Source organism: Nocardia sp. NPDC003963, from assembly GCF_053605105.1.
On record NZ_JBSGIP010000065.1, the window covers coordinates 1 to 23454 of the forward strand.

The 23454-nt window shown below is 67.9% G+C and carries 15 protein-coding genes; 6 read left to right on the plus strand and 9 right to left on the minus strand.

All coding sequences use genetic code 11. The annotated features are described in order from the left end of the window. Window positions 1–557: 557 nt before the first annotated feature. Together tig and ACWEWT_RS36265 are read right to left on the minus strand one after the other, a co-directional pair. A complete protein-coding gene (gene tig / locus ACWEWT_RS36260; RefSeq protein ID WP_452565425.1) occupies window positions 558–1934 on the minus strand; it encodes a trigger factor in 1377 nt (458 codons plus the stop codon). A gap of 565 nt (window positions 1935–2499) precedes the next feature. Further along, window positions 2500–3075, minus strand: a complete 576-nt coding sequence (locus tag ACWEWT_RS36265) for an FKBP-type peptidyl-prolyl cis-trans isomerase (RefSeq protein WP_452565426.1) — start codon at window positions 3073–3075, stop codon at window positions 2500–2502. Window positions 3076–3887: 812 nt separating this feature from the next. Between ACWEWT_RS36265 and ACWEWT_RS36270 the strand changes: the two genes are divergently transcribed. From ACWEWT_RS36270 to ACWEWT_RS36285, 4 genes are all read left to right on the plus strand, one after another. Then, window positions 3888–6347, plus strand: coding sequence for a phosphoketolase family protein (locus ACWEWT_RS36270; protein WP_452565427.1), 2460 nt, complete (start codon window positions 3888–3890; stop codon window positions 6345–6347). Window positions 6348–6448: 101 nt separating this feature from the next. Beyond that, complete coding sequence (locus tag ACWEWT_RS36275) at window positions 6449–8038, plus strand: 3' terminal RNA ribose 2'-O-methyltransferase Hen1 (protein WP_452565428.1); 1590 nt, start codon at window positions 6449–6451, stop codon at window positions 8036–8038. Next, the gene (locus ACWEWT_RS36280) at window positions 8035–10749 is read left to right on the plus strand and encodes a polynucleotide kinase-phosphatase (RefSeq protein WP_452565429.1); all 2715 of its coding nucleotides are present in this window, start codon (window positions 8035–8037) and stop codon (window positions 10747–10749) included. The genes ACWEWT_RS36275 and ACWEWT_RS36280 overlap by 4 nt, the downstream gene beginning before the upstream one ends. 168 nt (window positions 10750–10917) lie before the next feature. Next, window positions 10918–11232 (plus strand): hypothetical protein, encoded by a 315-nt coding sequence (locus ACWEWT_RS36285; RefSeq protein WP_452565430.1) that lies wholly within the window; start codon window positions 10918–10920, stop codon window positions 11230–11232. 16 nt (window positions 11233–11248) lie between these two features. Here the strand turns inward: ACWEWT_RS36285 and ACWEWT_RS36290 are convergent, their stop codons facing one another. The 4 genes from ACWEWT_RS36290 to ACWEWT_RS36305 all read right to left on the minus strand — a co-directional run bounded on the left by ACWEWT_RS36290 (window position 11249) and on the right by ACWEWT_RS36305 (window position 15804). Then, window positions 11249–13801, minus strand: coding sequence for an ATP-binding protein (locus ACWEWT_RS36290; protein ID WP_452565431.1), 2553 nt, complete (start codon window positions 13799–13801; stop codon window positions 11249–11251). Window positions 13802–13889: 88 nt separating this feature from the next. Beyond that, window positions 13890–14462 (minus strand): dihydrofolate reductase family protein, encoded by a 573-nt coding sequence (locus ACWEWT_RS36295; protein WP_452565432.1) that lies wholly within the window; start codon window positions 14460–14462, stop codon window positions 13890–13892. A gap of 202 nt (window positions 14463–14664) precedes the next feature. Next, window positions 14665–15420, minus strand: a complete 756-nt coding sequence (locus ACWEWT_RS36300; protein WP_452565433.1) for a MerR family transcriptional regulator — start codon at window positions 15418–15420, stop codon at window positions 14665–14667. A gap of 87 nt (window positions 15421–15507) precedes the next feature. Further along, window positions 15508–15804 (minus strand): WhiB family transcriptional regulator, encoded by a 297-nt coding sequence (locus ACWEWT_RS36305; RefSeq protein WP_452565434.1) that lies wholly within the window; start codon window positions 15802–15804, stop codon window positions 15508–15510. Window positions 15805–15950: 146 nt separating this feature from the next. Here ACWEWT_RS36305 and ACWEWT_RS36310 point away from each other — a divergent pair, with 146 nt between their 5' ends. Next, window positions 15951–16334, plus strand: a complete 384-nt coding sequence (locus ACWEWT_RS36310; protein ID WP_452565435.1) for a DUF1707 SHOCT-like domain-containing protein — start codon at window positions 15951–15953, stop codon at window positions 16332–16334. Between the two features lie 2 nt (window positions 16335–16336). Here ACWEWT_RS36310 and ACWEWT_RS36315 read toward each other — a convergent pair whose 3' ends face one another. Together ACWEWT_RS36315 and ACWEWT_RS36320 are read right to left on the minus strand one after the other, a co-directional pair. Beyond that, a complete protein-coding gene (locus tag ACWEWT_RS36315; RefSeq protein ID WP_452565436.1) occupies window positions 16337–18901 on the minus strand; it encodes a tetratricopeptide repeat protein in 2565 nt (854 codons plus the stop codon). A 235-nt stretch (window positions 18902–19136) separates the two neighbouring features. Next, window positions 19137–20657, minus strand: coding sequence for an amino acid permease (locus tag ACWEWT_RS36320; protein ID WP_452565437.1), 1521 nt, complete (start codon window positions 20655–20657; stop codon window positions 19137–19139). 205 nt (window positions 20658–20862) lie between these two features. Here ACWEWT_RS36320 and ACWEWT_RS36325 point away from each other — a divergent pair, with 205 nt between their 5' ends. Continuing rightward, window positions 20863–22008, plus strand: a complete 1146-nt coding sequence (locus ACWEWT_RS36325) for an SPFH domain-containing protein (protein ID WP_452565438.1) — start codon at window positions 20863–20865, stop codon at window positions 22006–22008. 102 nt (window positions 22009–22110) lie between these two features. Here the strand turns inward: ACWEWT_RS36325 and ACWEWT_RS36330 are convergent. Next, window positions 22111–23454: NAD-glutamate dehydrogenase domain-containing protein (locus ACWEWT_RS36330; protein ID WP_452565439.1), on the minus strand; the 1344-nt coding region annotated here is incomplete at its 5' end.

Consider the following 23454-nt stretch of genomic DNA (forward strand, 5'->3'; position numbering starts at 1 on the left):
AATTAACATGTTTAGTGGTGTACACCGGTGTGCTCTCCCGACCGGCGCCGCCTCCGGCGGCGCGGGGGCGGGGCCCTATCGACCCCGGTTCTTCACTCCGCCGCTCAGTCGCTGCGCTCCTTCGCTCTGTCGCTCCAGAACCGGGGCGGGCTCCGCCTACGGATGCCGACCATACGGAAGAGACGCGAGACCCATCCCAGCAAGCGCTTCGACCAGCCTGGACGGGGTTACGGCTCGATGGATGCCCACCGGTCGGCAACTCCTGGAGGATCGACTGCGTGAGCTCGGACGTTGCGCTCCTCGGCCCCGTCGGTCCGGAACCGGTGCGGGTCCGGACCGTGAACGCGGAGCGCGCACGGTCGGTCGCCGCGTTCCTTCGCACTGCCGCTCCGGAGCCGGGGCACGCCCGCCGGGGCGGGGAGCCCGGTCGTGGGGACGCAGAAACCCCGGAACCCTCGGCATACGCAAACCGGTGACAGTTGTCGATCGTGTTCTGTCTCCGGATGGCCAACACCGCCTCAGGTCCCAGGGCTTCGGTACGCAAATCCTCGAGTGGGCTACTCGTTGTCCGCGGACTCCTCGGTCGCCTCGTCGGCGGCGTCGGATTCCTTGGCATTGCCGAACATTTCGTCGGTGTCGACCTTGTTGCCCTCGGAATCGGTGACCGTCACCCGGCCGACCACTTCCGCCAGCGCCTTACCGCGGCGGACGTCGGCGAAGACGGCACCGAGCTGGCCGGCCTGCTGCACCTGCTGAATGAACTGTTCGGGGGCCATCCCGTAGCGCTGGGCCTGGAACAGGATGCGCTCGGTGAGCTCTTCCTGGCCGACCTGAGTGCCCTCGGCCTCGGCGACCGCGTCCAGCAGCAGCTGGGTCTTCACCGACTTCTCGGCGGCTTCCTTGGTATCGGCGTCGAACTCCTCGCGGCTCGAACCCTGCGCCTCCAGCGCCTCGGCGAACTTGGCCTCGTCGTGGTCGAAACCGTGGACCGCGTCATGCTCCACGGCGTCGATCTCGGCCTTCACCACGGCCTCGGGCAGCGGCACCTCGACGCTCTCGAGCAGCTGCTCGAGCACCTTGTCGCGGATATCGCCGGCCTGCTGCACCTTCTTGACCCGCTCGACGCGCGACCGCAGATCGCCCTTCAATTCCTCGATGGTGTCGAATTCACTGGCGAGCTGAGCGAATTCGTCATCGGCCTCGGGCAGCTCACGCTCCTTGACCGAACCGACGGTCACGGTGATGGTGGCTTCCTGCCCGGCATGATCGCCGGCGACCAGGGTGGAGGTGAACTCCTTGGACTCCCCGGCCGACAGCCCGATCAGGGTCTCGTCCAGACCCTCGATGAGCTGACCCGACCCGACCTCGTGCGACAGACCGGTGGTCGCGGCCTCCGGCACTTCCTCACCACCGACGGTGGCGGACAGGTCGATGGAGACGAAATCGCCGTCCTGGACCGGACGTTCGACACCGGTCAGGGTGCCGAAACGCTGGCGCAGCGACTGCAGCTGCTCATCGATATCGGCATCGGTGATCTCGACGGCGTCCACGGTGACAGCGATGGTGCTGTAGTCCTCGGGCAGGGTGATCTCCGGCCGGATATCCACCTCGGCGGTGAAGGCCAGCTCCTGACCGTCCTCGATCTTGGTGATCTCGATCTCCGGCTGGCCGATGACCTTCACCTCGGATGTGGTGACGGCTTCGCTGTAACGGCCGGGCAGAGCGTCGTTGACGACCTGCTCCAGGACCGCGCCACGGCCCAGGCGCGCCTCGAGCAGCTTGGCCGGCGCCTTGCCCGGGCGGAAGCCGGGAATGCGCACCTGCTTGGCCAAGGCCTTGTAGGCGCGATCGAAGTCCGGCTTCAGCTCCTCGAAGGGCACCTCGACATTGATCCGGACCCGGGTCGGGCTCAGCTGCTCGACGGTGCTCTTCACGGACATGCTCCTTGTTCTCGTCGGTTCGTGTTCGCCGGCCCGCACGATAACCGTGCCGACGGCCGGGTGATGGCGCGTGGTCCGGCGACGACGCGCGGGTACGCGCCTCGGCGTACCATCCGAACGGCGAGCACCTGCGGTTTCACGCGCCCGGGATACGCATCCCGACCAGGGTAGTTGACCGGCCCGCACACCCTTCAGCCCGGGCTGTGTTTATTTGCCCCGCCTTCGGCGGGGCGGGGGCGGGGCCCTATCGACCCCGGTTCTTCACTCCGCCGCTCAGTCGCTGCGCTCCTTCGCTCTGTCGCTCCAGAACCGGGGCGGGCCCCACCGCTGAGGTGGACCGTACGGAGCAGACGAGGAGACGCATGTCGGGGCGTGTTCTCGCCGGACCCTGACGGGACCGCGTCTCTGTAGGCGCTCGACGGTTCCGATGTGCGGATGGTCGGCACTCGACACAAATGTCACGCCTTTTCGCTCTGCCATTTCGGAGTCACTCCGCAACCGGACCCGTGGGAGGAATCGGGCCTCTCGGTAGCGCTGGGGTGCGGTCTTCGGGGTCGGGTCACCCCTGGGGTACGGCGACCGCGTCGGTGACGAAGACCAGGGTCTCGTTCGGCTTCACACCGTTGCCGCCGGCACCGTAGCCCAGCTCGGGCGGAATGATCAGCAAACGGCGGGCACCCTGCTGGACTCCTTCGAGTCCCTGCTCCCAGCCGGGGATGACCATACCGTCCCCGAGGGTGAGCTCGAAGGGTTCGCCGCGGTCGAACGAGGAATCCAGCTTCTCCTTGTCCGACCAGGTGACCAGGGCGTAGTTCATGGTCAGTTGCTGGCCCGGCGCGGCACCGGGGCCGGACCCGGGAACCAGATCCTTGGTCACGAGCTGCTTCGGCGGATCGCAGTCCTCGGGGATGGTGATCCGCGGGACCTCCCCGAAACCGCCCTGCACCTCGATATCGTCGGCTGTGCATTCGCGGCCCTTCGATTCGGTGGGCGCGCCCTGTGCGGGAGCGCCCGACGAACCGGCCGCGGTGGAGGCGGTCGCGGTGCTACCGGTGTCGTCGGAACCGCACGCGGTGAGGCCGAAGCCGGCCGCGGCGACGGCGGTGACAGCGATGATCCTGCCGATTGTCTGCATGAGCCGCACCCTAGCTGTGTCTATTGCCCCGCCTTCGGCGGGGCGGGGGCGGGGCAGAGGGCTTCGGCCATCTGGGGGGACAGCGCCGCAGTCCGGGTCACGGTCGCCGATCGCTGCGAGGGGTGTTCGGGCGGAGGTAGGTGTGCCCGGCGTCGGCGGCGGTTCCCCCGCACAACGGGTCGGGTATCGGTATCGCCGGCGGAGGGCAATATCAGCAAGAGGTATGTCAACAGCTGCGCCGGCACAATGCTGCGGGCCGGATGCCCCAGTACTTCGGCGGGACTCGACCACGAACCCGGCCCGGACACAGCGTCCGTCCGGTCGCAATCACCCGAGGTGGAAGGTGATCTCGGGACCGGGGTGCGGGATACCGGGTCCAGGTTGTCGGGGACCGCGTCGACCTGTCCTTGCTGCGAACCGTCGGCGTGCGGTGGACCGGTCGATACCGCGGTCGCTGAGACTCCTGCGCTACTCCGGCCCAGAAGCACACCGGCTCGGAAGCGGGGGTTACAGCGGAAGGGCGTCGTCCGGCCGGACCGAACCGGCCGCACCCACCCCGGCACACATGGGTGTCCGGTACCGAGACGGGCGAGATCTCGAGGGCCCTTTCGCCGGTCGGCCCTCGGTTCGGGTTCCGGGGCACAGGTTTCCGCCCGGCTGTACGGGTACGACGGGAACGGGCACAGAGAAGTTCCGCCGGCCGCCGCACGCGAACCGGGGGCGACGTGGCACACCGCCAGCTATCGTGGTGGCAATCCGCACCGGGGGGTGCGGCGGCCCGGCGCGACCACGACCTCCAGGAGGTTAGGCGTATGACGCAGTTGGCTAGTGCAGGCGGGGACACCGGTGCCGACAATGTGGGCGGCCGCGGTGGTGAATCCGTCGCGCCCCGGCCCTATGTACTGTCGGCGGCGCCGGGGCCGTTGGAGCCCGAAGAGCTCGAAGCCCTGGACGCGTGGTGGCGAGCGGCCAACTACCTGGCCGTGGGGCAGATCTATCTGATGGCCAATCCGCTGATCCGGGAACCGCTGGCCCCGGAACACATCAAACCGCGGCTGCTCGGGCATTTCGGCACCGTGCCGGGTCTGAACCTGGTGTGGGTGCACGCGAACCGGGCGATCCTGGCGCGCGATCTGAACGCGGTGTTCGTCGCCGGGCCGGGACACGGCGGGCCGGGGCCGAACGCCTGCGCCTGGCTCGAGGGCACCTACTCCGAGCTGTACAGCCATATACCCCGCGACGGCGAGGGGATGCGCGCGCTGTTCGCCCAGTTCTCTTTTCCCGGCGGCGTTCCCAGCCACTGCGCCCCGGAGACACCGGGCTCGTTCCACGAGGGCGGCGAACTGGGATATTCACTGCTGCACGCGTTCGGCGCCGCGCTCGACAACCCGGACCTCACCGTGTTCTGTGTGGTCGGGGACGGAGAAGCCGAAACCGGTCCGCTGGCGGGAAGTTGGCACTGCAACAAATTCCTGAGTCCCGAACGCGACGGCGCGGTGCTGCCGATTCTCGCACTGAACGAATACAAGATCGCGAATCCGACGCTGCTGGCGCGTATTCCCGAGGACGAGCTGGTCTCCCTGCTGCGGGGCTACGGTTACGAACCGCTGGTCGTCGCCGGTGACGAACCCGCTCGGGTGCATCAGGACATGGCCGCCGCGGTGGACACCTGCCTGGAACGTATCGCCCAGATCCAGCGCGCTGCCCGGGACGGCAGCGATACCACTCGCCCGCATTGGCCGATGATCGTGCTGCGCACGCCGAAGGGCTGGACCGGGCCGCCGATCGTGGACGGCGAGCCGGTGGCGGGAACCTTCCGCGCGCACCAGGTTCCGTTACCGGCCGCCCGCGAGAACGCGGCGCATCGGGCGGTGCTGGAGGAGTGGTTGCGTTCCTACCGGCCCGAGGAGCTGTTCGACGAATCCGGCGCGCCGGTCTCCGAGTTGTGCCGGCTCGTACCGGCCGGCGGACGGCGGATGAGCGCGAACCCGGTGGCCGAGGGGGGATCGCTCGTACGGGATCTGCGACTGCCCGACTGGCGGGAGTACGCGGTGGACGTCCCCGGACCCGGCCGCACCGCGCACGAGGCGACCAGGGTGCTCGGTGACTGGCTGCGCGCGGTCACCGAGCACAATCCCGACAACTTCCTGACGTTCGCGCCGGACGAGCTGGCCAGTAACCGGCTGCAGGACATCCTGGAGGTCACCGGCCGGAAATGGCAGGCCGAGATCGGGGTGCACGACGAGAAATTGGACCGCACCGGCCGGGTGATCGAGGTGCTGTCCGAGCATATGTGCCAGGGTCTGCTGGAGGGTTATCTGCTCACCGGCCGGCACGGGGTGTTCACCTGCTACGAGGCATTCGTGCACATCGTGGACGCCATGTTCAACCAGCACGCAAAATGGCTGGACGCGAGTGCGGCGGTGCCGTGGCGCCGCCCGCTGGCGAGCCTGAACTATCTGTTGTCCTCGCATGTATGGCGCCAGGATCACAACGGTTTCACCCATCAGGACCCCGGCTTCCTCGATGTGGTGCTGAACAAGAAGCCCGAGATCGTCCGGGTGTATCTGCCGCCGGACGCGAACACACTGCTCTCGGTGTACGACCACTGCCTGCGGTCGCGCCACTACGTGAACGTGGTGGTCGCCGGTAAACAACCGCAACCGGACTGGCTTCCGGCCACCGCGGCCGCGCTGCACTGCGCCCGCGGTATCGGTATCTGGGAATGGGCCGGTAATCGCGACGAGCCGGCGACCACCCCGGATGTGGTCCTCGCCTGCGCCGGCGACGTCCCGACTCTGGAAACCCTCGCCGCCGCGGCGATCCTGCGGGAGGAGCTGCCGTGGCTGCGGGTGCGCGTGGTGAACGTGGTCGATCTGATGCGGCTGCTCCCGACCGACGAACATCCGCACGGGTTACCGGACAGCGAATTCGATACCCTGTTCACCCGGGATTCCCCGGTGATCTTCGCCTTCCACGGCTATCCGTGGCTGATCCACCGGCTGACCTACCGCCGCACCAACCACTCGGGTCTGCATGTGCGGGGGTACCGGGAGCGTGGCACCACCACGACCCCCTTCGATATGGTCATGCTCAACGATCTCGACCGATACCACCTGGTGATGGACGTGATCGACCGGGTACCGGCGCTGCGGCAGCAGGGGGCCGGGCTGCGCCAGCGGATGGTCGACGCCCGCCTGCGGGCCCGCGCCTGGACGCGGGAGCACGGCGAGGACATCCCCGAGGTGGTGAACTGGCGCTGGCCCGCCTAGCTGTCCCCGGTCAGTACACCTAGCCGGACGACCGCGGCGCGCTCCGGCGCGCGCGCCGAAACTGTGTTGCCGCGCCGCTACCGCTCGACGACGATCGCAGCATGCTGTTGACCATCACCTGCACGCGGGACGCGGATTCCACCGCGCCCGCGACCGATCTCGGGTTCCTGCTGCACAAGAACCCCGACCGGGTGCAGGAGTTCGGTCTGTCGTTCGGCACCGCCCACGTGCTCTATCCCGAGGCCGCGCCCGAACGGTGTACCGCCGCACTGCTGCTGGAGGTGGATCCGGTCCGGCTCGTCCGCGGGAAATCCCGCGAGACACAGACATTCGCCCTCGGCCAGTACGTCAACGACCGTCCGTACGCGGCCTCGTCGCTGCTGGCGGTGGCGATCGGGAACGTGTTCCGCAGCGCGCTGCGCGGCGACTGCCCGCAGCGCCCGGAACTCGCCCGCACCCCGGTGCCGTTGCGTCTCGAGTTGCCCGCGGTGGGGTGCCGTGGCGGCGCGGAGACAGCGGAGCGTGTTTTCGCCCCGCTCGGCTGGACGGTGCAGGCCACTCCGCTACCGCTGGATCCCGCGTTCCCCGAATGGGGTGATTCGGCCCATCTGCGGTTGGTGCTGTCGGGGACGCTGCGGGTGGCCGAAGCGCTCGGGCACCTGTACGTCCTGCTTCCGGTTCTGGACGGGACGAAGCACTACTGGCTCGACGACGGCGAAGTGGACAAACTCCTACGCGCGGCCGGCTCCTGGCTGCCCGGCCATCCCGAACGGGACTGGATAACGCGCCGCTATCTGGCGCGCCGTCAGTCGCTGATACGCACGGCACTCGCGCGGCTGGCCGAATTGGACGAGACGGATCCGCAGGACCTGGGCGCCGTGGACGAGCCGCCGGAGGACACCTCGAGCACCGTCCCGGCGGATACCGGTGCCGGGCCGCCACCGGGCACGCACCCGCTGCGCTGTCCCCCGGCCTCGGATCCGGCCGACTCGCACCCGGACCGCGCGGATCCGGACCCCGCTCCCGCGAACACGGACGCCACCTCGGCGGCCGGCTACACGCCGTCGCTGGCCGTGCAACGGCGTGCCACCGTACTCGCCGCCCTCCGTGAAACCGGGGCGGTCCGGGTCCTCGACCTCGGCTGCGGCGAAGGCGCGCTGCTGCGGGAGTTGCTCGCCGACAGATCTTTCCAGGAAATCGTCGGCGTGGACGTCTCCACGCGCGCCCTGGCGATCGCCCGGCGCCGACTCCGGCTGGACCGCTCGCCCGAACACCTCACGCGTCGGATCACCCTGCGCCAAGGGGCGCTCACCTATACCGATACCGCCCTGCGCGGTTTCGATGCCGCGGTGCTGATGGAGGTGGTCGAGCATATCGATCCGCCGCGGCTGCCCGCGTTCGAATATGTCGTCTTCGGCGCCGCGGCTCCGCGAACAGTGCTGGTGACCACACCCAATGCGGAGTACAACGTCCGCTACGACGGCCTACCCGCCGGGAAATTCCGGCATACCGACCATCGATTCGAATGGACCCGGGACGAATTCCGCGCCTGGGCCGAACGGGTCGCGGAGCACTACGGCTATCCGGTCCGGTTCGCGCCGATCGGCGCCACCGACCCCGAGGTCGGGCCGCCCGGTCAGCTCGCGGTCTTCACCCGGGCCGCCGACGATGCCGAAGGAGTCGCCCGGTGACCGATTTCGCCGTACCCGATCTGTGCCTGGTGGTTCTCATAGGATGCACCGGATCGGGAAAATCCACCTTCGCCCGCACTCATTTCCCGCCCACTTCGGTGATCTCCTCGGATTTCTGCCGGGGACTGGTGAGCGACGACGAGAACGATCAGGCCGCGACGCCCGAGGCATTCGCACTGCTGCACCATATCGCCGGGGTGCGCTTGCGGCGCGGACTCCGAACCGTCGTCGACGCCACGAATGTGCAGCCCAGCGCACGGAAAGAACTCGTCGCCCTGGCCCGCGCCCACGATGTACTGCCGGTGGCGATCGTGCTGGACGTCCCGGATTCGGTATGTCTGGAACGCAATTCGAACCGGCCGGACCGGGCCGCGCTGGGCGCCCATGTGGTGCACCGGCAGCAGCGCGAACTCCGCCGCGGACTACGCGGGCTGGAACGGGAGGGCTTCCGGCGCGTCCATATGTTGCGCGGCGTGGACGCGATCGCCGACGCCCGCATCGCCGACGAACGGCTGTGGACCGATCGCCGGGACCTCACCGGCCCGTTCGATGTGATCGGCGATGTACACGGCTGCCGGTCCGAACTCGAAACCCTGCTCGGTGTCCTCGGTTATCGCATCGAACGCGATGCGGCGGGCCGGGCGGCCGGCGCCCGGCATCCGGAGGGCCGTATCGCCGTATTCGTCGGGGATCTGGTCGACCGCGGGCCCGACACTCCCGGGGTGCTACGCCTGGTGATGGGTATGGTCCGGGCCGGTGACGCACTGTGTGTCACCGGGAACCACGAGAACAAGCTGGTACGCGCGCTCGGCGGCAAGAAGGTGAATCCGACCCACGGGCTCGCCGAATCGCTGTCCCAGCTGGAGGCCGAGGATCCGCAGTTCCGTTCCGCGGTCCTCGATTTCTGCCGTGGCCTGATCAGCCACTATGTGCTCGACGGCGGGCAATTGGTAGTCGCCCACGCCGGGCTGAAGCAGGAGTACCACGGACGGTCCTCCGGGCGGGTCCGATCCTTCGCCATGTACGGCGAGACCACCGGCGAAACCGACTCCTACGGTCTGCCGGTGCGCTCGCCCTGGGCCGAGGACTACCGCGGCCGCGCGACCGTGCTGTACGGGCACACCCCGGTCACCGGGCTGCGGTGGGTGAACAACACTCTCTGCCTGGATACCGGCGTGGTCTTCGGTGGGCAGCTCTCGGCACTGCGCTATCCGGAGCGGCAGCCGGTCTCCGTGCCGGCGGAAAAGGTCTGGTACGAACCGGTCCGGCCGCTGGCACCGGTGGACGTACCGGATGGTGGGTCGGCCCGGCGTGATCCCGCGATCCTGGATCTGGACGATGTGATCGGCCGGCGTGTGGTCGAGACCCGGCACCACGGCCGGGTCGGGATCGGTGCCGAGAACTCGAGTGCGGCGCTCGAGGTGATGAGCCGATTCGCCGTGGATCCGCGCTGGCTGATCTATCTGCCGCCGACCATGGCGCCCTGTGCCACCTCCGAACTCCCGGGCCATCTCGAGCACCCCGCGCAGGCATTCGACTATTTCCGGAGTGAAGGCGTCACCCGGGTGGTGTGCCAGGAGAAACATATGGGTTCGCGGGCGATGGTGCTGGTCGCTCGATCGGCCGCCGCCGCGCGGGACCGATTCGGCGTGGAACACGGCACCGGCATGATCTACACGCGGACCGGACGCCCGTTCTTCGACGATGCCGACCGTACCGAGACACTGCTGGGCCGGGTACGCGCGGCCGCCGAAACAGCCGGACTCTTCGACGAACTCGACACCGGATGGCTGCTACTCGACACCGAACTCATGCCCTGGTCGGCGAAGGCCAGGCAACTCCTGCGCGATCAGTACGCCGCCGTCGGCGCCGCGGGGCGCGCGTCCGTGGACGCGGCGGCGGCGGTGCTCGCGACCGCGGCGGCCCGCGGACGCGACGTCGGGCCCCTACAGGAACGGACCGCCGGGCGCGCCGCCGATATCGCCGCGTTCACCAGCGCCTACGGCCGCTACTGCTGGCCGGTCGAGGGCCTGACGGGGCTGCGCTTGGCGCCGTTCGGGGTACTCGCCGGTGAGGGGAACTGCTACGCGGTACACGATCATCACCGGCAGCTGGCCCTGATCGATCGCCTGGTGGCCGCCGATCCGGCCCTGCTGGCGCCGACCCGGCGGCGGACCGTCGATCTCACCGATCCGGCAAGCGAGACGGCGGCCACCGCGTGGTGGACGACGCTCACCGGAGCCGGCGGCGAAGGAATGGTGGTCAAACCGGTGGACGCCCTTGTGCACGGCGTACCGAAATCGCGGCCCAGGGATACGGACGGCACGACAGCGGGCGATCTCGCCGATACCGGTGCCGGGCGGCCGCCCGGCACCGGTATCGGTCACGCAGATGAACCACTACCTGTGGAAACTCGCCCCGATCAGCCGATTCCGGATACGCCCGCCGGTCGGTTGGTCCAGCCCGGCGTCAAGTGCCGTGGACCGGAGTATCTCCGGATCATCTACGGACCCGAGTACCTACGCGAGGAGAACCTGCACCGGCTGCGCAACCGGGGTCTCGGCCGGAAGCGGTCGCTGGCGCTGCGGGAATACGCGCTGGGTATCGAGGCCCTGGACCGGTTCGTGACCGGTGAACCCCTGTGGCGGGTGCACGAGGCGGTATTCGCGGTACTGGCTCTGGAATCCGAACCGGTCGATCCCCGGCTGTAGGCCCGCCCGGCCGAGGACGGCCGATCCTTTCCCATTGCTGGGAAATGCATGGACGCACATTCGAACACTCGTGTACCGTACCGTTAAACAGCGGCACATAGAACTACGGACCCACATACATTGACTCACCGTAGAAGTTCTAGAAGCCGGAACAGAACGGAGCACACCATGAACATCACCCGCAACTTCGGATTCGTGAAGAGAATCGCCGCCGCCGCCGTGTTGGCCGGAGCGCTCGCCGCGATCCCCGCCACCGTGGCCCCGCAGCTCGCTGTCGCCGACGTTCCCGGTCACAGCACCCGCGACGATTCCCATCCGGGCCGGGGCAGCTACGGCGATACCCACGATCTCCCCAGCGATCCCGGCAACCGCAGCGAGCCGGTCCACGCGATCCCGGCCCAGCGCAGCTTCACCTACGACAACGACCAGGGCGGCTACCTCGATATCTGCGCCTACAAGCCGTACTACTACGCCTGTCGGTGATATGGGCGCCGCGTGATCACTGCCCGTCGGGCAGGCGCGGCGTACGCCGCCGGTTCCGGGGACGGTCGGCGGCGGAAGCGCGTTCGGTATCCACCGCCCCGGCGAGGTGAGCCGGAATATGATCCGGAATCTGGCGCCGGGAGCCGATCAGGAGCTTCTGCCGGATACTGGCGACCTGCGCGTCCACCGTCCGCACCGAACTACCACGCCGCTGGGCGATGGCACTGTTCGGCCAGCCCGCGGCGGCCAGGACCGCGACCTCGCGTTCGGCCGGCGAGAGATTGTCCCAGCGTGAATCGGCCGGTTCACCACGATCCACCGGTGCGTCCACCACAACCGGACGCACCGGCCAGCGGCGGCGCAGGTACTCCTGTACCGCGTCACCGCCGGGGCGGAACTGCCCGCCCCGCTGCTCGGCAGCGGCGAAATCCGCCGGACCGACGAGCTCCGTCGCGACCCTCGTCGCACGGCGCACGCCGAGCACCACCATCGGCACCCGCTCGACACATATCCCCATCGAGCGGTGGCAGGCCCGGAAAACCCCGACCAGCCAGGCCAGTTCGGTGGCACGGATGCGGACGGCCGCCGCGGTACCCAACGCGGCGGGCTCCTCCGTCAGCACCTGGGTCAGCACGAGCATGCAGACTGCCGTCGACCACGAGGTCATCCAGGCGTCCCGGCTCGAACCCAGCCAGGACACCACCGCATGTGCCGATTCCAGGGCGGCGGCCGGTTCGTCCGAACGCGCCAGCGCCAGCGTCCGGGCGGCCCGGGCCCAGTGTGCGGCCAGCTCGGATTCCGAGGCCACCGAACGTTCCAGATGCCGCCGGGTGATCCGGTCCGCCCGCTCCGGATCACCCAGCATGGACGCCGCGAGCGCGGCGAAGATCTGCCCGCGTTCCACGCCTACCCGATCGCCCTGTGCGGTGAACTTCCGGCCGGCTCGTTCCAGGACCGCAACTGCTCGCGGGTCCATCCGGAACAGCATGAGTTCCAGACCCCAGATCCACTCCACCGAGGCGGGCAGGCCGATATCGATTTCCGGAGTATCCCGCCACGACGAGCCGGACGCGCTGCCGGGCCCGCGGTCCGCGACGCATTCGTCCAGCAGAGCGGCGGCCCGATCGGCTTCACCCTGCCACAGGTAGTACCAGCCGAGCAGAGCGGTGGCCCGGATATGGTGCTCGGTGATCCCCTGCCCGCGGGTGATATCGAGGGCCTCGGCGGTGAGCCTGGTAAGCGCCCTGCTCCCACCTTTGATGAACGGCACCCATACCGACAGCAGCACCGAGGCGGTTTCGAGGCCGACCAGGGCCTCGCCGGGATCGGCGAGACCGGTTTCGATACCCATCAGGATGTCGTCCCAGGACGTACGCGCCCAGTCGAGCCACGATTGTTCGCGTGGGCCATACCAGAGCGACCGTGCCGCGACCACTCGATCACGGTGATAACGCCGGTGCCGGGCGGCCGTCCGGCTCGCCTCGGCCGGTTCCCGGCGCGATCGGTCACCGGCGAACAGGCGCACGCTCTCCACCAGATACCAGCGCACACTCGTCTCGGTACGGAAGGTGGATACCAGGGAACGTTCGACCAGCCGCTCCAGCAGCGGAGCCACCAGGTCGGCGGGTAGTACGTCGTCGGCGCAGACCGCGACGACCGCGGCCAGCTCGACCCCGTTGCGCTGCGGCGCCACCCCGTCGGTTTCGTATCCGGCCGCGAACACCGACATCCGTTGCAGTAGTAGCTGTTCGTCGGCCGCGCACAGATCGAAGGACCAGGCGATCACGTCGTAGACCCCGCGGTGCCGCCGCTCGGTGCCCGACCGTGCGCTCTGTGACCACTGCATCCGCTGATCGGCCGCGTCACCGGTGAGTTCGGCCAGCACCATGGCGGGCGGCTGATGCCGCAGCCTGGCCGCGGCGAGCCGGATGAACAGCGGATTGTGCTCGACCCGGCGGCAGATCCGGCGGACCACCGCGAGTTGCGCCGGATCCTCGGCGACCGGGCAGCCGGTGAGCTCGGCGCGCTGGCGGAACAGCTGTAGCGATTCGAACGACGACAGCGGCGGTACGGCCAGTATGTACTCGTCGGCCCAGCCGATGGGTTCGCGGCTGGTGGCGAGAACGGTGAGGCCCGGCGTACCGGCGAGCAGGTCGATAACCGCCCGCCCCGCGGCGGCGAGCACATGTTCGCAGTTGTCCAGCACCAGGATCGCGTGATCGGCGAGCGCACCCGCCCGCGGCCCCACCCCGACATCCAGCGCATCGGGATCGCTGATATCGGTACGCACCACCGAGCGCAGTACGTTCTCGGCCGAATCGCCGCAATCACGTTCGAGTTCGGCCAGGCGCGCCCAGTACACCGGGCGGCCGGGATCGGCGCGGCTCATCCGGCGCATGGCTTCGGCGGCCAGCCGCGTCTTGCCGATACCACCCTGCCCGACCAGGGTGATCAGGCGCGCGGTGCCGGAATGCAGTAGATCGTGCAGGCGTGCGAGCTCCCGCATCCGACCGAAGAACTCGGTCGCGGGCGGGGCAGGTGCCGCACCGTCCGGGTAGATCACCGCCATAGAGACGTAAATTAGTGCACCTCACGACGGGCCGTGCGGCGAACCCGGTCATTTCACGACGAGTACGCCACCGGGGAGATCGTGACGGTCAGCACATCACGCAGGCCTGCTGGCGATAGTGCATCTGGACCACCGCGCTGTCGAAGGTCAGCACATCCACCAGTTGCAGCCCACTGGTGTCGACCGGGGACCGGAACAGCGGGACCCCGCCGCCCAGCAGGAGCGGGTGCACGAAGAGCCGGAACTCGTCGATCAGGTCGTGGGCCATGAACGATCGCGCGGTTTCGGCACCCCCGAACAACACCATGTCCTGCCCCGCCGCCTTGCGCTGCCGCACCTCCTCGATCGGGTCCGGCCCGGTGACCCGGGTGTTCCAGGACGGATTGCGCAGTGTCCGCGTGACGACGAGTTTCGGCGCGGCGCGCCAGAATCGCGCGAAATCGACATAGAACGGCGAGACCGGGGCCAGATCGGCGGTGGGCCAGAAGGCCGCCAGGATCTCGTAGGTTCTCCGCCCGTAGAGCAGCAGATCGGCCCGGCGGAGTTCATCCAGGTATTCGGTACAGAGTTCCTCGTCGACGACCGGCCAGTGGACCGCCTCGTCGGGTCCCTCCGCGAACCCGTCGAGTGATATCTGCATCCACAGTGTCACGCTTCCCATTCCATGCCTCATCTACCGCGTCAGGTGCCAAGAAGCAGATTCTGCACCTGCGGCGGGCCGCGCGCATCCGTAGAAAGGAGGAAAGTTACCTAAGTAGATCGCCGGAGGTCACCGGACGACGGAAGAGCCGCCGTCGAATGTACCGTCATACGGCGCAACACCGCACGAGCCGTTCCCAGTCCGGGGAACCCTCCGGGCTCGTTCAGCTCTCCGCGGGCAGATCGGCCAGTTCGCTGTCGCTATCGATGTAGTGCGCGACGAACTTGTTCACCAACTCGGCGGCGGCCTTACCGGGCAGCGTGCGCGCGAGCTGCAGTTGTGCGGTCAATTCGGCCAGGTCGGCCGCTTCCTGCCCGGAATCGCGGTACTTCTGCCAGGCCGTGCGATGGAACAGGTCGACGAAGCGACGGGCCATGCGGTCGCTGTCGGCGCGGATCCTTTCGAGCTCGCCCAGTACCTCGGCGTCGGGAACACCGGCGGCGGCCAGTTGCTCCGCTATCCGGATGAGCTGCCGGTCGGCGGGCCGATAGGTGGCGGCGTCGACCGGCTCGTAGAGTCCGGCAGCGACTATCCGGGCCAGCCCGTTGGGTACCGAGGCATAGCGTTCCTGCAGCTCGGTGGCGGGAATAGCATCGCTGGGCGCGGCCGATTCGTCCACGGACGGTTCATCGGATTCCATACCGCCGAGCAGCGGCCCGACACCCAGGATATCGCCGAGATCGTCACCTCGATCCCAGGCTTTGAGCAGTTCCTTTATCCCGTTCAACTTGATTCCGCGATCGAGCAGCCTACTGATCGTGCGCACCCGGTTGAGGTGATCCGGACTGTAATAACCCGTCCGCCCCTTGACCTGCGGCGGGGGCAGAACCCCCCGTTCGTGATAAACCCGCAGGCTGCGCACGGTCGTGCCGGCGGCCCGCGCCAGTTCATCGATCGTGTACTCCACACCAGCAGCCATATAACAAGGAAACCACAAAGCCGCGGCGGCAACCTGTGCCGGACACGACCGAAAGGTCCGATTCAGCCGGTGTTGGGGTGGGATTTGCTAGTTCGTCGAGCGTGAAGTAACGGCCCGTTGGGTATGTGTGCGGCGCTCGTCCTCCGACATTCCACCCCATACTCCGTACGGTTCGCCCACCGCCAATGCGTAACTACGGCACCGGTCGAGCACGGGGCAGGTATCGCAGATCTGTTTGGCGCGCCGCACCCGGGCGGCACGAGCCCGGCCCCGCTCCCCTTCCGGATGAAAGAACACGGTGGATTCCAGGCCGCGACAGGACCCGTTCAATTGCCAGTCCCATGCATCGGCCGCCGGGCGCCGAGACTGGATCACGGTGGACATACACAACTCCTCTGCCCGCAATTCTGTGAGGCCAGCGTAGTTACTCCCCATATCTGGGAACCGGGCCCGAGCCGCCGCCGGAGCCTTCCCCACAGTGGCGAACACCGGACCGGCCCGGACCGCGGAAACCGTCCTATGCTGCGAGTATGAGTGAGCTACCCGGCGCGCGGATCACCGGCGAGCAGCGCGACCGCGCACTCCGGGAGCTCGCCGATCACCTCGGCTCGGGTCAGTTGACACTGACCGAATACGAGGAGCGCACCGCCGCCGTCACGGCCGCCCGGAGCACCCCGGAACTCGCGGCCCTGTTCACCGACCTCCCGGCGCCCACCCCGCCACCCGGCTCGACGGAAACCGCCGATCCCGCAGTCGGTTTCGCGATACTGTCCGGTGGCTCGGCGGTTTTCGCGCTGATCCTCGCGCTGGTGTTCGGTGGCTGGCTGTGGCTGCTCCTGCTGGTGATCCTGCTGGTATCCGCGCCACTGCTACCGGCGGCGGTCCGGCGCCGCCGGATCACCGGCCGACCGTAGCTTCACCAGCGAGTATGCGGACGTACACTATTGGCCATATCGATCAGCCGATAGCGGTGCAGCCGCCCCGGAGCAGTGCGGGCCAGCGCCCGCAACCGTGACTCCAGACCGCTCCTGAGCCCGGCCACCGTGAGCGGATAGCCCAGCAGGGTGGTGTCGGCCGAGGCGGGGCGCATCCGGGATTTCAACCACTCCAGCGCCGCACCGACCACCACCACCTGCATCTGCAGCGCCCGGGGCTCGTCGGCGAGTTCCAACCGGGAAGCGGCCTCACGCAGATCGATCTCGGTGATCTCCCGATGCGGCCGCGACACCAGCAGCAGACTGCCAGTCATCCGGGCGGTGCCGTGGTGCCGGGATGTCACCGGCACCTCGTCCAGCACCTGGACCGCCTGGAGCAGCAGGTCGTCTGCCGCCAGCCGCCGCGCCAGCCCGAATGCCGCGCTGACCACTCCGTGATTGGTCTGCCAGACCAGCCGGTAGAAATCCGAGGCGGCCGCGTGCCAGCGGTCGGAATCACCGGGATCGTCCAATGTCTGCAGCACCAGCTCGGCGGTGGCGGCCAGGGCCAGCGCCGGTGCGAGCTCGCCGGGGAGCATGGTGTGCACCTCGTCGAAATGCAGATAGGCGTGCTCGTAGCGTCCGTCCAGCAATTCGGTGACACCGGTGAACCATTCGATACGCCAGTCGGTGACCGTGCTGGGGCGCAGAGCGTCCAGCAGAGCGGTTGCCGACGCCAGCTCACCCAGGTCGAGATGAGCGCGAACAGCGGTGAGTGCCCCCTCGACCTCGAAGGTTTCCGGTGCGTCGATGGTGCCGGCGGCGATACGCTCGGTGGTCTGGCGCAACGAATCCAGAGTCTGGCGCGCGTCGCCGTGCAGTAGCGGGCTCAGCAGCGCGACGCTGGGATCGTCGGCATCGATCAGTGGGATCGGCAGCGTGGCCACGACCGCGGCGGCGTCGAGACCGAGGCTGCGATGCCCGCCGTCGACCATCCCGTCCGTCTGGCCGATCAGGGTATCTATGCCGAAATCGCCACGCAGCGAACCGAACTCCACAGACGCCTGCGGATGTTCACGACCGGAGTCCGCGGCGAGCACCACCCGCAACACACCGGCCAGCTGGCAGTACATGGCATAGGTGGACGGGAAGCGCCGGCTCGGATCCGTATGGGTCGCGCGCACCAGCAGCCGGTGCAGGCACGGATAGCGCCGCAACAGCGGATACTCGTCCGGTGTCGGCATCTCGGTACGGTAGTTGCCCGCGGAATCCTTGCGCAGATCCAGGATCAGCGCGGCCAGGGTGCGCCCGGCCGCGTAGACATCGGTGGCCACTGTCGGCCCGGTTTCGATGATCTCCGGCGCCTGATAGCCGGGAGTGCCGTAGATACTTCCGTATGATTCCATGGCCGCGACGGCGCCGAGGTCGATGAGTTTGACCTCGTCGTCGGTGACCATGATGTTGTCCGGTTTGAGATCGTTGTAGGCCAGCCCGAACGAGTGCAGATAGTCGAGGGCGGGCAGTACCTCCATCATGTAGGCGATGGTCTCGGCGACCGGAATACGTTCCGGACCCGCCATATCCAGCATCTTCTTCAGTGAGCGCCCGCCCACGTACTCCATGACGATATAGCCGTCGGCCACCTCACGGTGCGAACGGTGCTTGACGAAGTTGTAGATCTTGACCACGCCGGAATGGGTTATCTCGGAGAGGAACTGGCGCTCGGCCAGCGCCACCACATGGGCCTCGAAATCCTGCGGGTTCTGCAACCCCTTGAGCACCACCCAGCGATCGCTGACATTGGTATCCACCGCCAGGTAGATCCAGCCCAGACCACCGTGCGCCAAACATCCCTTGACCACGTACTGTTCGGCCACGACCTCGCCCGCGGACAAGGCGGGCAGGTAGTTGTAGGCCGATCCGCAGCGCGCGCACTCCCCCGCCACCGCGCCGGGCCCCTCCGGACCGGACCGCCCGTTGGGCGCCTGGCATTTCCAGCAGAAGCGCTTGTGCTCGGGTACGACCGGATCCGCGAGCACCGCGGTGGCCGGGTCCACCGGATCCACCCGCGGCAGGGCCACCAGACCGGCGCCGAGCCGGCGCACACTCGGCCGCGACCGGGCATTACGCCCGGAGGGCATATCGTCCTCGAAACCCGCGAACGGGTCGGGATCGTCGAAATCGTCCTCGTCGTCGCCGAGCAGGAGCGCGTCGAGATCTTCGTCATCGTCGTCGGCTCCGGCGAGACTGTTGAGCCGGGCGATATCGTCCCCGGTCAACGCCGCGATGGCCCGGTCGAAATCCGAGAGATCCGGCGCGGCGGGCGGCTCGTCGGACTGCGGCGGCGCCACCACCGCGGGCACCGACCCCACGGTCACCGGTACGAAGACACCGGATCCGCTGGGTACCGCCGCGGCGTCGGTGGCACTTCGCGGCTCGGCGCTGCCCGATTCGGCGAGCAATTCCTCGGCAGCGCGGGTGAGCTCCGATTCCGTACCGGGCCGGCGCACGCTCTCACTGCTGTTGGTGCGCAGAGTGGACCAGGTGTGCGCGCCGCGCCGCGGCATTTCCACACCTCGGACCCGCCGCTTCGACCAGGGCGGCGGGAGCGGACGCTCGGATGAGCTGGGCTGCGATGAGCTGGACTGCTCCGGCATGCACGACCTCTCAAACCCGCGGAAGAACAGAGAGAGTCTATTGTTATCCCGCACCACGGGCGCGGAACACTGAACATTCCCTTCCCTGGGAATGCGAAATACCCCGGGTTTGCTACCCGGGGTATTTCACGACACGGTCGTCGCGCTACTGCTTGTCCTCGGGTTCGTCGAGGATACGCACGGTGTTGCCCGGCTCTTCGGCCGGAGCCGCCGGGGCGGCCACCGCGGTCCGTGCGGTAGTGAGTTCGGTGACCCGCTTACGAGCCAGGAACCAACCGCCGACCAGCGCCGGAACACCGACCACCAGCATCGCGATCACCGCGGCACGCTGTTCGATCTCCTCACTGAACAGCATCAGCAGCACCACGGCGGCCAGGAACACCAGGGTGGCGTAGCTGGTGTACGGGGTGCCGGGGAGACGGAACTTGGGCCGGGTCACCTTGCCGTCGCGGGCCCACTTCCACAACTGCAGCTGGCACAACACGATCGCGGTCCAGGAGAAGATGGTGCCCAGCGCCGAGACGTTCAGCACGATCTCGAAGGCCTGATCGGGGACCAGGGCATTCAGTCCGACACCCGCCAGCGCGATCACACCGGTGGCGAGGATACCCACGTACGGGACGCCGTTCTTGGACATGCGGCTCGCGACGGTCGGGGCACTACCGTTCATCGACATCGAGCGCAGGATGCGACCGGTCGAGTACAAGCCGGCGTTCAGACTGGAGAACGCCGCGGTCAGCACCACCAGGTTCATGACCGACCCGGCACCGTCGATACCGATCTTGGAGAAGAAGGTGACGAACGGGCTCTCACCGGACTTGAAGACGGTGTAGGGCAGCAGCAGGCCGAGCAGCACCAGCGAACCGACGTAGAACAGCGCGATCCGGGCGATCACCGAGTTGATGGCGCGCGGCATGATCTTCTCGGGATTCTCCGCCTCACCGGCGGCGGTACCGATGAGTTCCACCGCGGCGTAGGCGAATACGACACCGGTGGTGACGACGATCAGCGGCAGGAAGCCGCTCGGGAACAGACCGCCGTTATCGGAGATGACACTGAAACCGGTGGGCTGGCCCTCGATATCGAAGCGACCGGCCAGGAAGATGGTGCCGATGATCAGGAAGGCCACGAGCGCGACGACCTTGATCAGCGCGGCCCAGAACTCCAGCTCACCGAACCACTTCACCGAGATCAGGTTGATCGCGACCACGATGGCCAGCGCGATCAGCGCGATGGTCCACTGCGGTATCACCTCGAACGCGCCCCAGAAGTGGACGTAGGTGGCGATCGCGGTGATATCCACGATGCCGGTCATGCACCAGTGGAAGAAGTACATCCAGCCGACCGCGAAGGCCAGCTTCTCGCCGTAGAACTCACGGGCGTAGGACACGAACGACCCGGAGGACGGGCGGTGCAGGACCAGTTCGCCCAGGGCGCGCAGAATGAAGAATACGAAGACGCCGCAGACGGCGTACACCAGGAACAGACCGGGGCCGGCCTCGTGCAGCCGGCTACCGGCGCCGAGGAACAGGCCTGTTCCGATGGCGCCACCGATGGCGATCATCTGGAGCTGCCGGGGGCGCAGCGACTTGTGGTAGCCCGCATCTTCGGCGTGCAGACTCTCCGTCGGCGCCGCCTGTCCCCGAGGCTCTTGCACTGTTGTCATCGTCTTGCCTTTCGAGTGGCGCAGATCATGTCTGCGAGCAATGTACCGCTAGTTAGCGGCACGATCAATAGGGGGCCGCTGTGTGTAACACAGTGGAAACCAGCGAGTTTGGGTAAAACGCGAGGTCGGCCGCACTGTAAGTGCCATTGATCGAGCCGCTGAACGTCGATACGCTGGACACGTCAATTGCGTAGGGAGCACTGAGATGGCCTGGTTCGAACGCGAGTTCATCGCCGTCCCCGAGACCGGTAAGAAACAACTCGTCTACAAGTGGCCGGATGTGAACATCCGGCGGTACTCCCGCGCCATCGTCAATGCCGACCAGACGGCGTTGTTCGTGAAATCCGGTCATGTCCTGGGCGCGCTGGGTCCGGGCCGGCACCGGATCGACGCCGACGAACTCCCCGTCCTCGGCGCGCTGGTGGATACGCTCACCGGCGGCAATATGTACCGCGCCGAGCTCTACTTCGTTTCCACCCGGGAATTCGCCGGTATCAAGTTCGGCGGTCGTCTGGCCGATATCGCCGACCCGATCAGCGAGCAGATAGTCACCCTGCGCGTTTTCGGTGAGTTCGCGCTCAGCGTCCGCGACGCCGGGCAGCTGATCACCTCGCTGGCCGGCAGCACCGACCTGCACGATCCGGCCGGCATCGAATCGTGGAGCGCCGACCTGTTGCTCAAATCGATGAAGGTCGCGGTGACACAGGGCGTTTCGCAGGGCGAATGGCCGATACTGGGCTTGTCCGGTCTGCTGCCCGTCATCGAGCACGCGGTGGTACAGCAGACCAATACCGCGCTCTACGAGTACGGGTTACGGATACCCCGGCTGGGCAACTTCGACATCACTCTGGCCCCCGAGGACGCCGACCGGCTCAAGCGGCTCGCCAAGGATGTCACCTATATCCGGCTCGCCGGAGATTTCCGGCAGTACGCGGCCGGGGAGATGGCGTTGGGCGCGGGGCAGGGCCTGGCATCCGGACACGGCCACGAGGGCGGTTTCCTGGGCGCGGCGCTGGGCATCAATGCCATCCAGCAGTCCGGTCCACCGGCCGCCGGGTACGTCCCGCCCCCGCCGACCTCGCCCTGGCAGCAAAATCAGCCGTCGCGGGAAGAACAGCACGCGGCAGGACTCCCACCCGCGGCGAAACCGGCCGAACTGGGCCCCGCGGGATCCGAGAATCCGGTCTGCACAGCCTGCACCGCCGTGAATCCAGCGGGCGCCAAGTTCTGCGTCGAATGCGGCAGCCGCTTCGCCCCAGCCGCACCCGCGCGATGCCGGGGATGCGACGCGGAACTGTTGCCCACGGCCAAGTTCTGCGCCTCCTGCGGTACCCGCAGCCGGCCCGCCTGAAGTCGGCCGCGGTCCGCCGACGCCGTATCCCGCTCGGCCGCACAGGCCCCGGATACAGTCGGCCGCCCGGCTGGAACCGGGCGGCCGACTGTATCCGCACCGTCAGGCGACGATGCCCGACTCCGCGCTACCCGCCAGGCTCCGCACCTGCCGTGCGGCCACCGAGAGGGTCGCCAGATCATGCCTGGACACCCCGAAGATCTCGGTGAGCGCGGCCCGCGCCCGGATGAGGCGGGAACGGTTGGTCTGCTCCCAGTAGTCCAGCTTCTCCGTCACCGGATCCTCCGGATCGGTGGCGGTGGCGATATCCAGTGTCAGCAGCCGCAGCGATTCGTACAGATCGTCGCGCAGTGCCAGCCGGGCCAGTCCCGCCCAGCGCTGATCGTGGTCGAGATCGCCTACCGCGCTGATCAACCGGGTGATCTCCAGATGCGCATTGAGCGCGAAATAGAGTTCGGCGATCTCCCGTGAATCCCGTTCCGCGATATCGGCGATATCCAGCACATCCAGCAGCGGGAAGAGATGGATCATCCGGTAGACCTCGGCGGCCAGATCGGCCGGGGCACCGTGCTCGGTCGCCTCGGTGGCATGTGCCGCGACCCGTTCGGCGAGCGGTTTCGGCAACCAGCCCGGCACCCGATCCGCCAGCGCACGCACACCCTCGCGATAGCGGGCGATATCCGCGCCGATGGCGATCGGCTGCGGCCGGTTCAGCAACAGCCAGCGCGCGGCGCGCTCCAGCGTACGGTTGGATTCCAGTTCGAGCTGGTCGCGCACCGAGGTCGGCATCTTCTCGGTGCGGATGCGCTGCCACAGTTCCCGCAGCCCGAAGATCTCCACCGCCGCCGTGAACGCGCGCACCGCGTCGTCGGTGGTGGCACCGATCTCCTCGGACAACCGGAACGCGAAGGTCGCGCCACCGAAATCGACCATCTCGTTGACCACCACGGTGGCCACGATCTCGCGCCGCAGCGGATGCCTGGTGATGGCGCCGGCGAACCGCTCCCGCAGCGGAGTCGGGAAGTAATCCGGCAGCACCGCGGCGAAAGTGGGGCTGTCGGGCAGGTCTCCGTGGAGCAGATCGGATTTCAGCGCGAGCTTCACATGGGCGATCATCGTGGCCAGTTCCGGGGATGTGAGCCCGGCCCCGGCAGCGATCCGCCGGTCCATCTCGGCATCGGTGGGCAACGCCTCCAGATGCCGGTCCACGCCGCGACGGGTCTCCAGTTCGGTGAGCAGCCGCCGGTGCACCGCGCCGCGCCGCGCCGACCCCGAACGGGACAGGCCGATCCGGAAGTTCTGCGAGATATTGTCGCGCAGTACCAATTCGGCGACCTCGTCGGTCATTTCAGCGAGCAGCGGATTACGATCCGCGATATCCAGCTCACCCGCCGACACCACACCGTCGAGCAGAACCTTGATATTCACCTCGTGATCCGAGCAATC

Bases quoted from the DNA above. Each gene is read 5' to 3' on its own strand.
- ACWEWT_RS36275 (WP_452565428.1), top strand. From the start codon at position 6,449: ATGCTGTTGACCATCACCTGCACGCGGGACGCGGATTCCACCGCGCCC.
- ACWEWT_RS36265 (WP_452565426.1), bottom strand. From the start codon at position 3,075: ATGCAGACAATCGGCAGGATCATCGCTGTCACCGCCGTCGCCGCGGCC.
- ACWEWT_RS36290 (WP_452565431.1), bottom strand. From the start codon at position 13,801: ATGGCGGTGATCTACCCGGACGGTGCGGCACCTGCCCCGCCCGCGACC.
- ACWEWT_RS36270 (WP_452565427.1), top strand. From the start codon at position 3,888: ATGACGCAGTTGGCTAGTGCAGGCGGGGACACCGGTGCCGACAATGTG.
- ACWEWT_RS36320 (WP_452565437.1), bottom strand. From the start codon at position 20,657: ATGACAACAGTGCAAGAGCCTCGGGGACAGGCGGCGCCGACGGAGAGT.
- ACWEWT_RS36295 (WP_452565432.1), bottom strand. From the start codon at position 14,462: ATGGGAAGCGTGACACTGTGGATGCAGATATCACTCGACGGGTTCGCG.
- ACWEWT_RS36300 (WP_452565433.1), bottom strand. From the start codon at position 15,420: ATGGCTGCTGGTGTGGAGTACACGATCGATGAACTGGCGCGGGCCGCC.
- ACWEWT_RS36285 (WP_452565430.1), top strand. From the start codon at position 10,918: ATGAACATCACCCGCAACTTCGGATTCGTGAAGAGAATCGCCGCCGCC.
- ACWEWT_RS36305 (WP_452565434.1), bottom strand. From the start codon at position 15,804: ATGTCCACCGTGATCCAGTCTCGGCGCCCGGCGGCCGATGCATGGGAC.
- ACWEWT_RS36310 (WP_452565435.1), top strand. From the start codon at position 15,951: ATGAGTGAGCTACCCGGCGCGCGGATCACCGGCGAGCAGCGCGACCGC.
- ACWEWT_RS36325 (WP_452565438.1), top strand. From the start codon at position 20,863: ATGGCCTGGTTCGAACGCGAGTTCATCGCCGTCCCCGAGACCGGTAAG.
- ACWEWT_RS36315 (WP_452565436.1), bottom strand. From the start codon at position 18,901: ATGCCGCGGCGCGGCGCGCACACCTGGTCCACTCTGCGCACCAACAGC.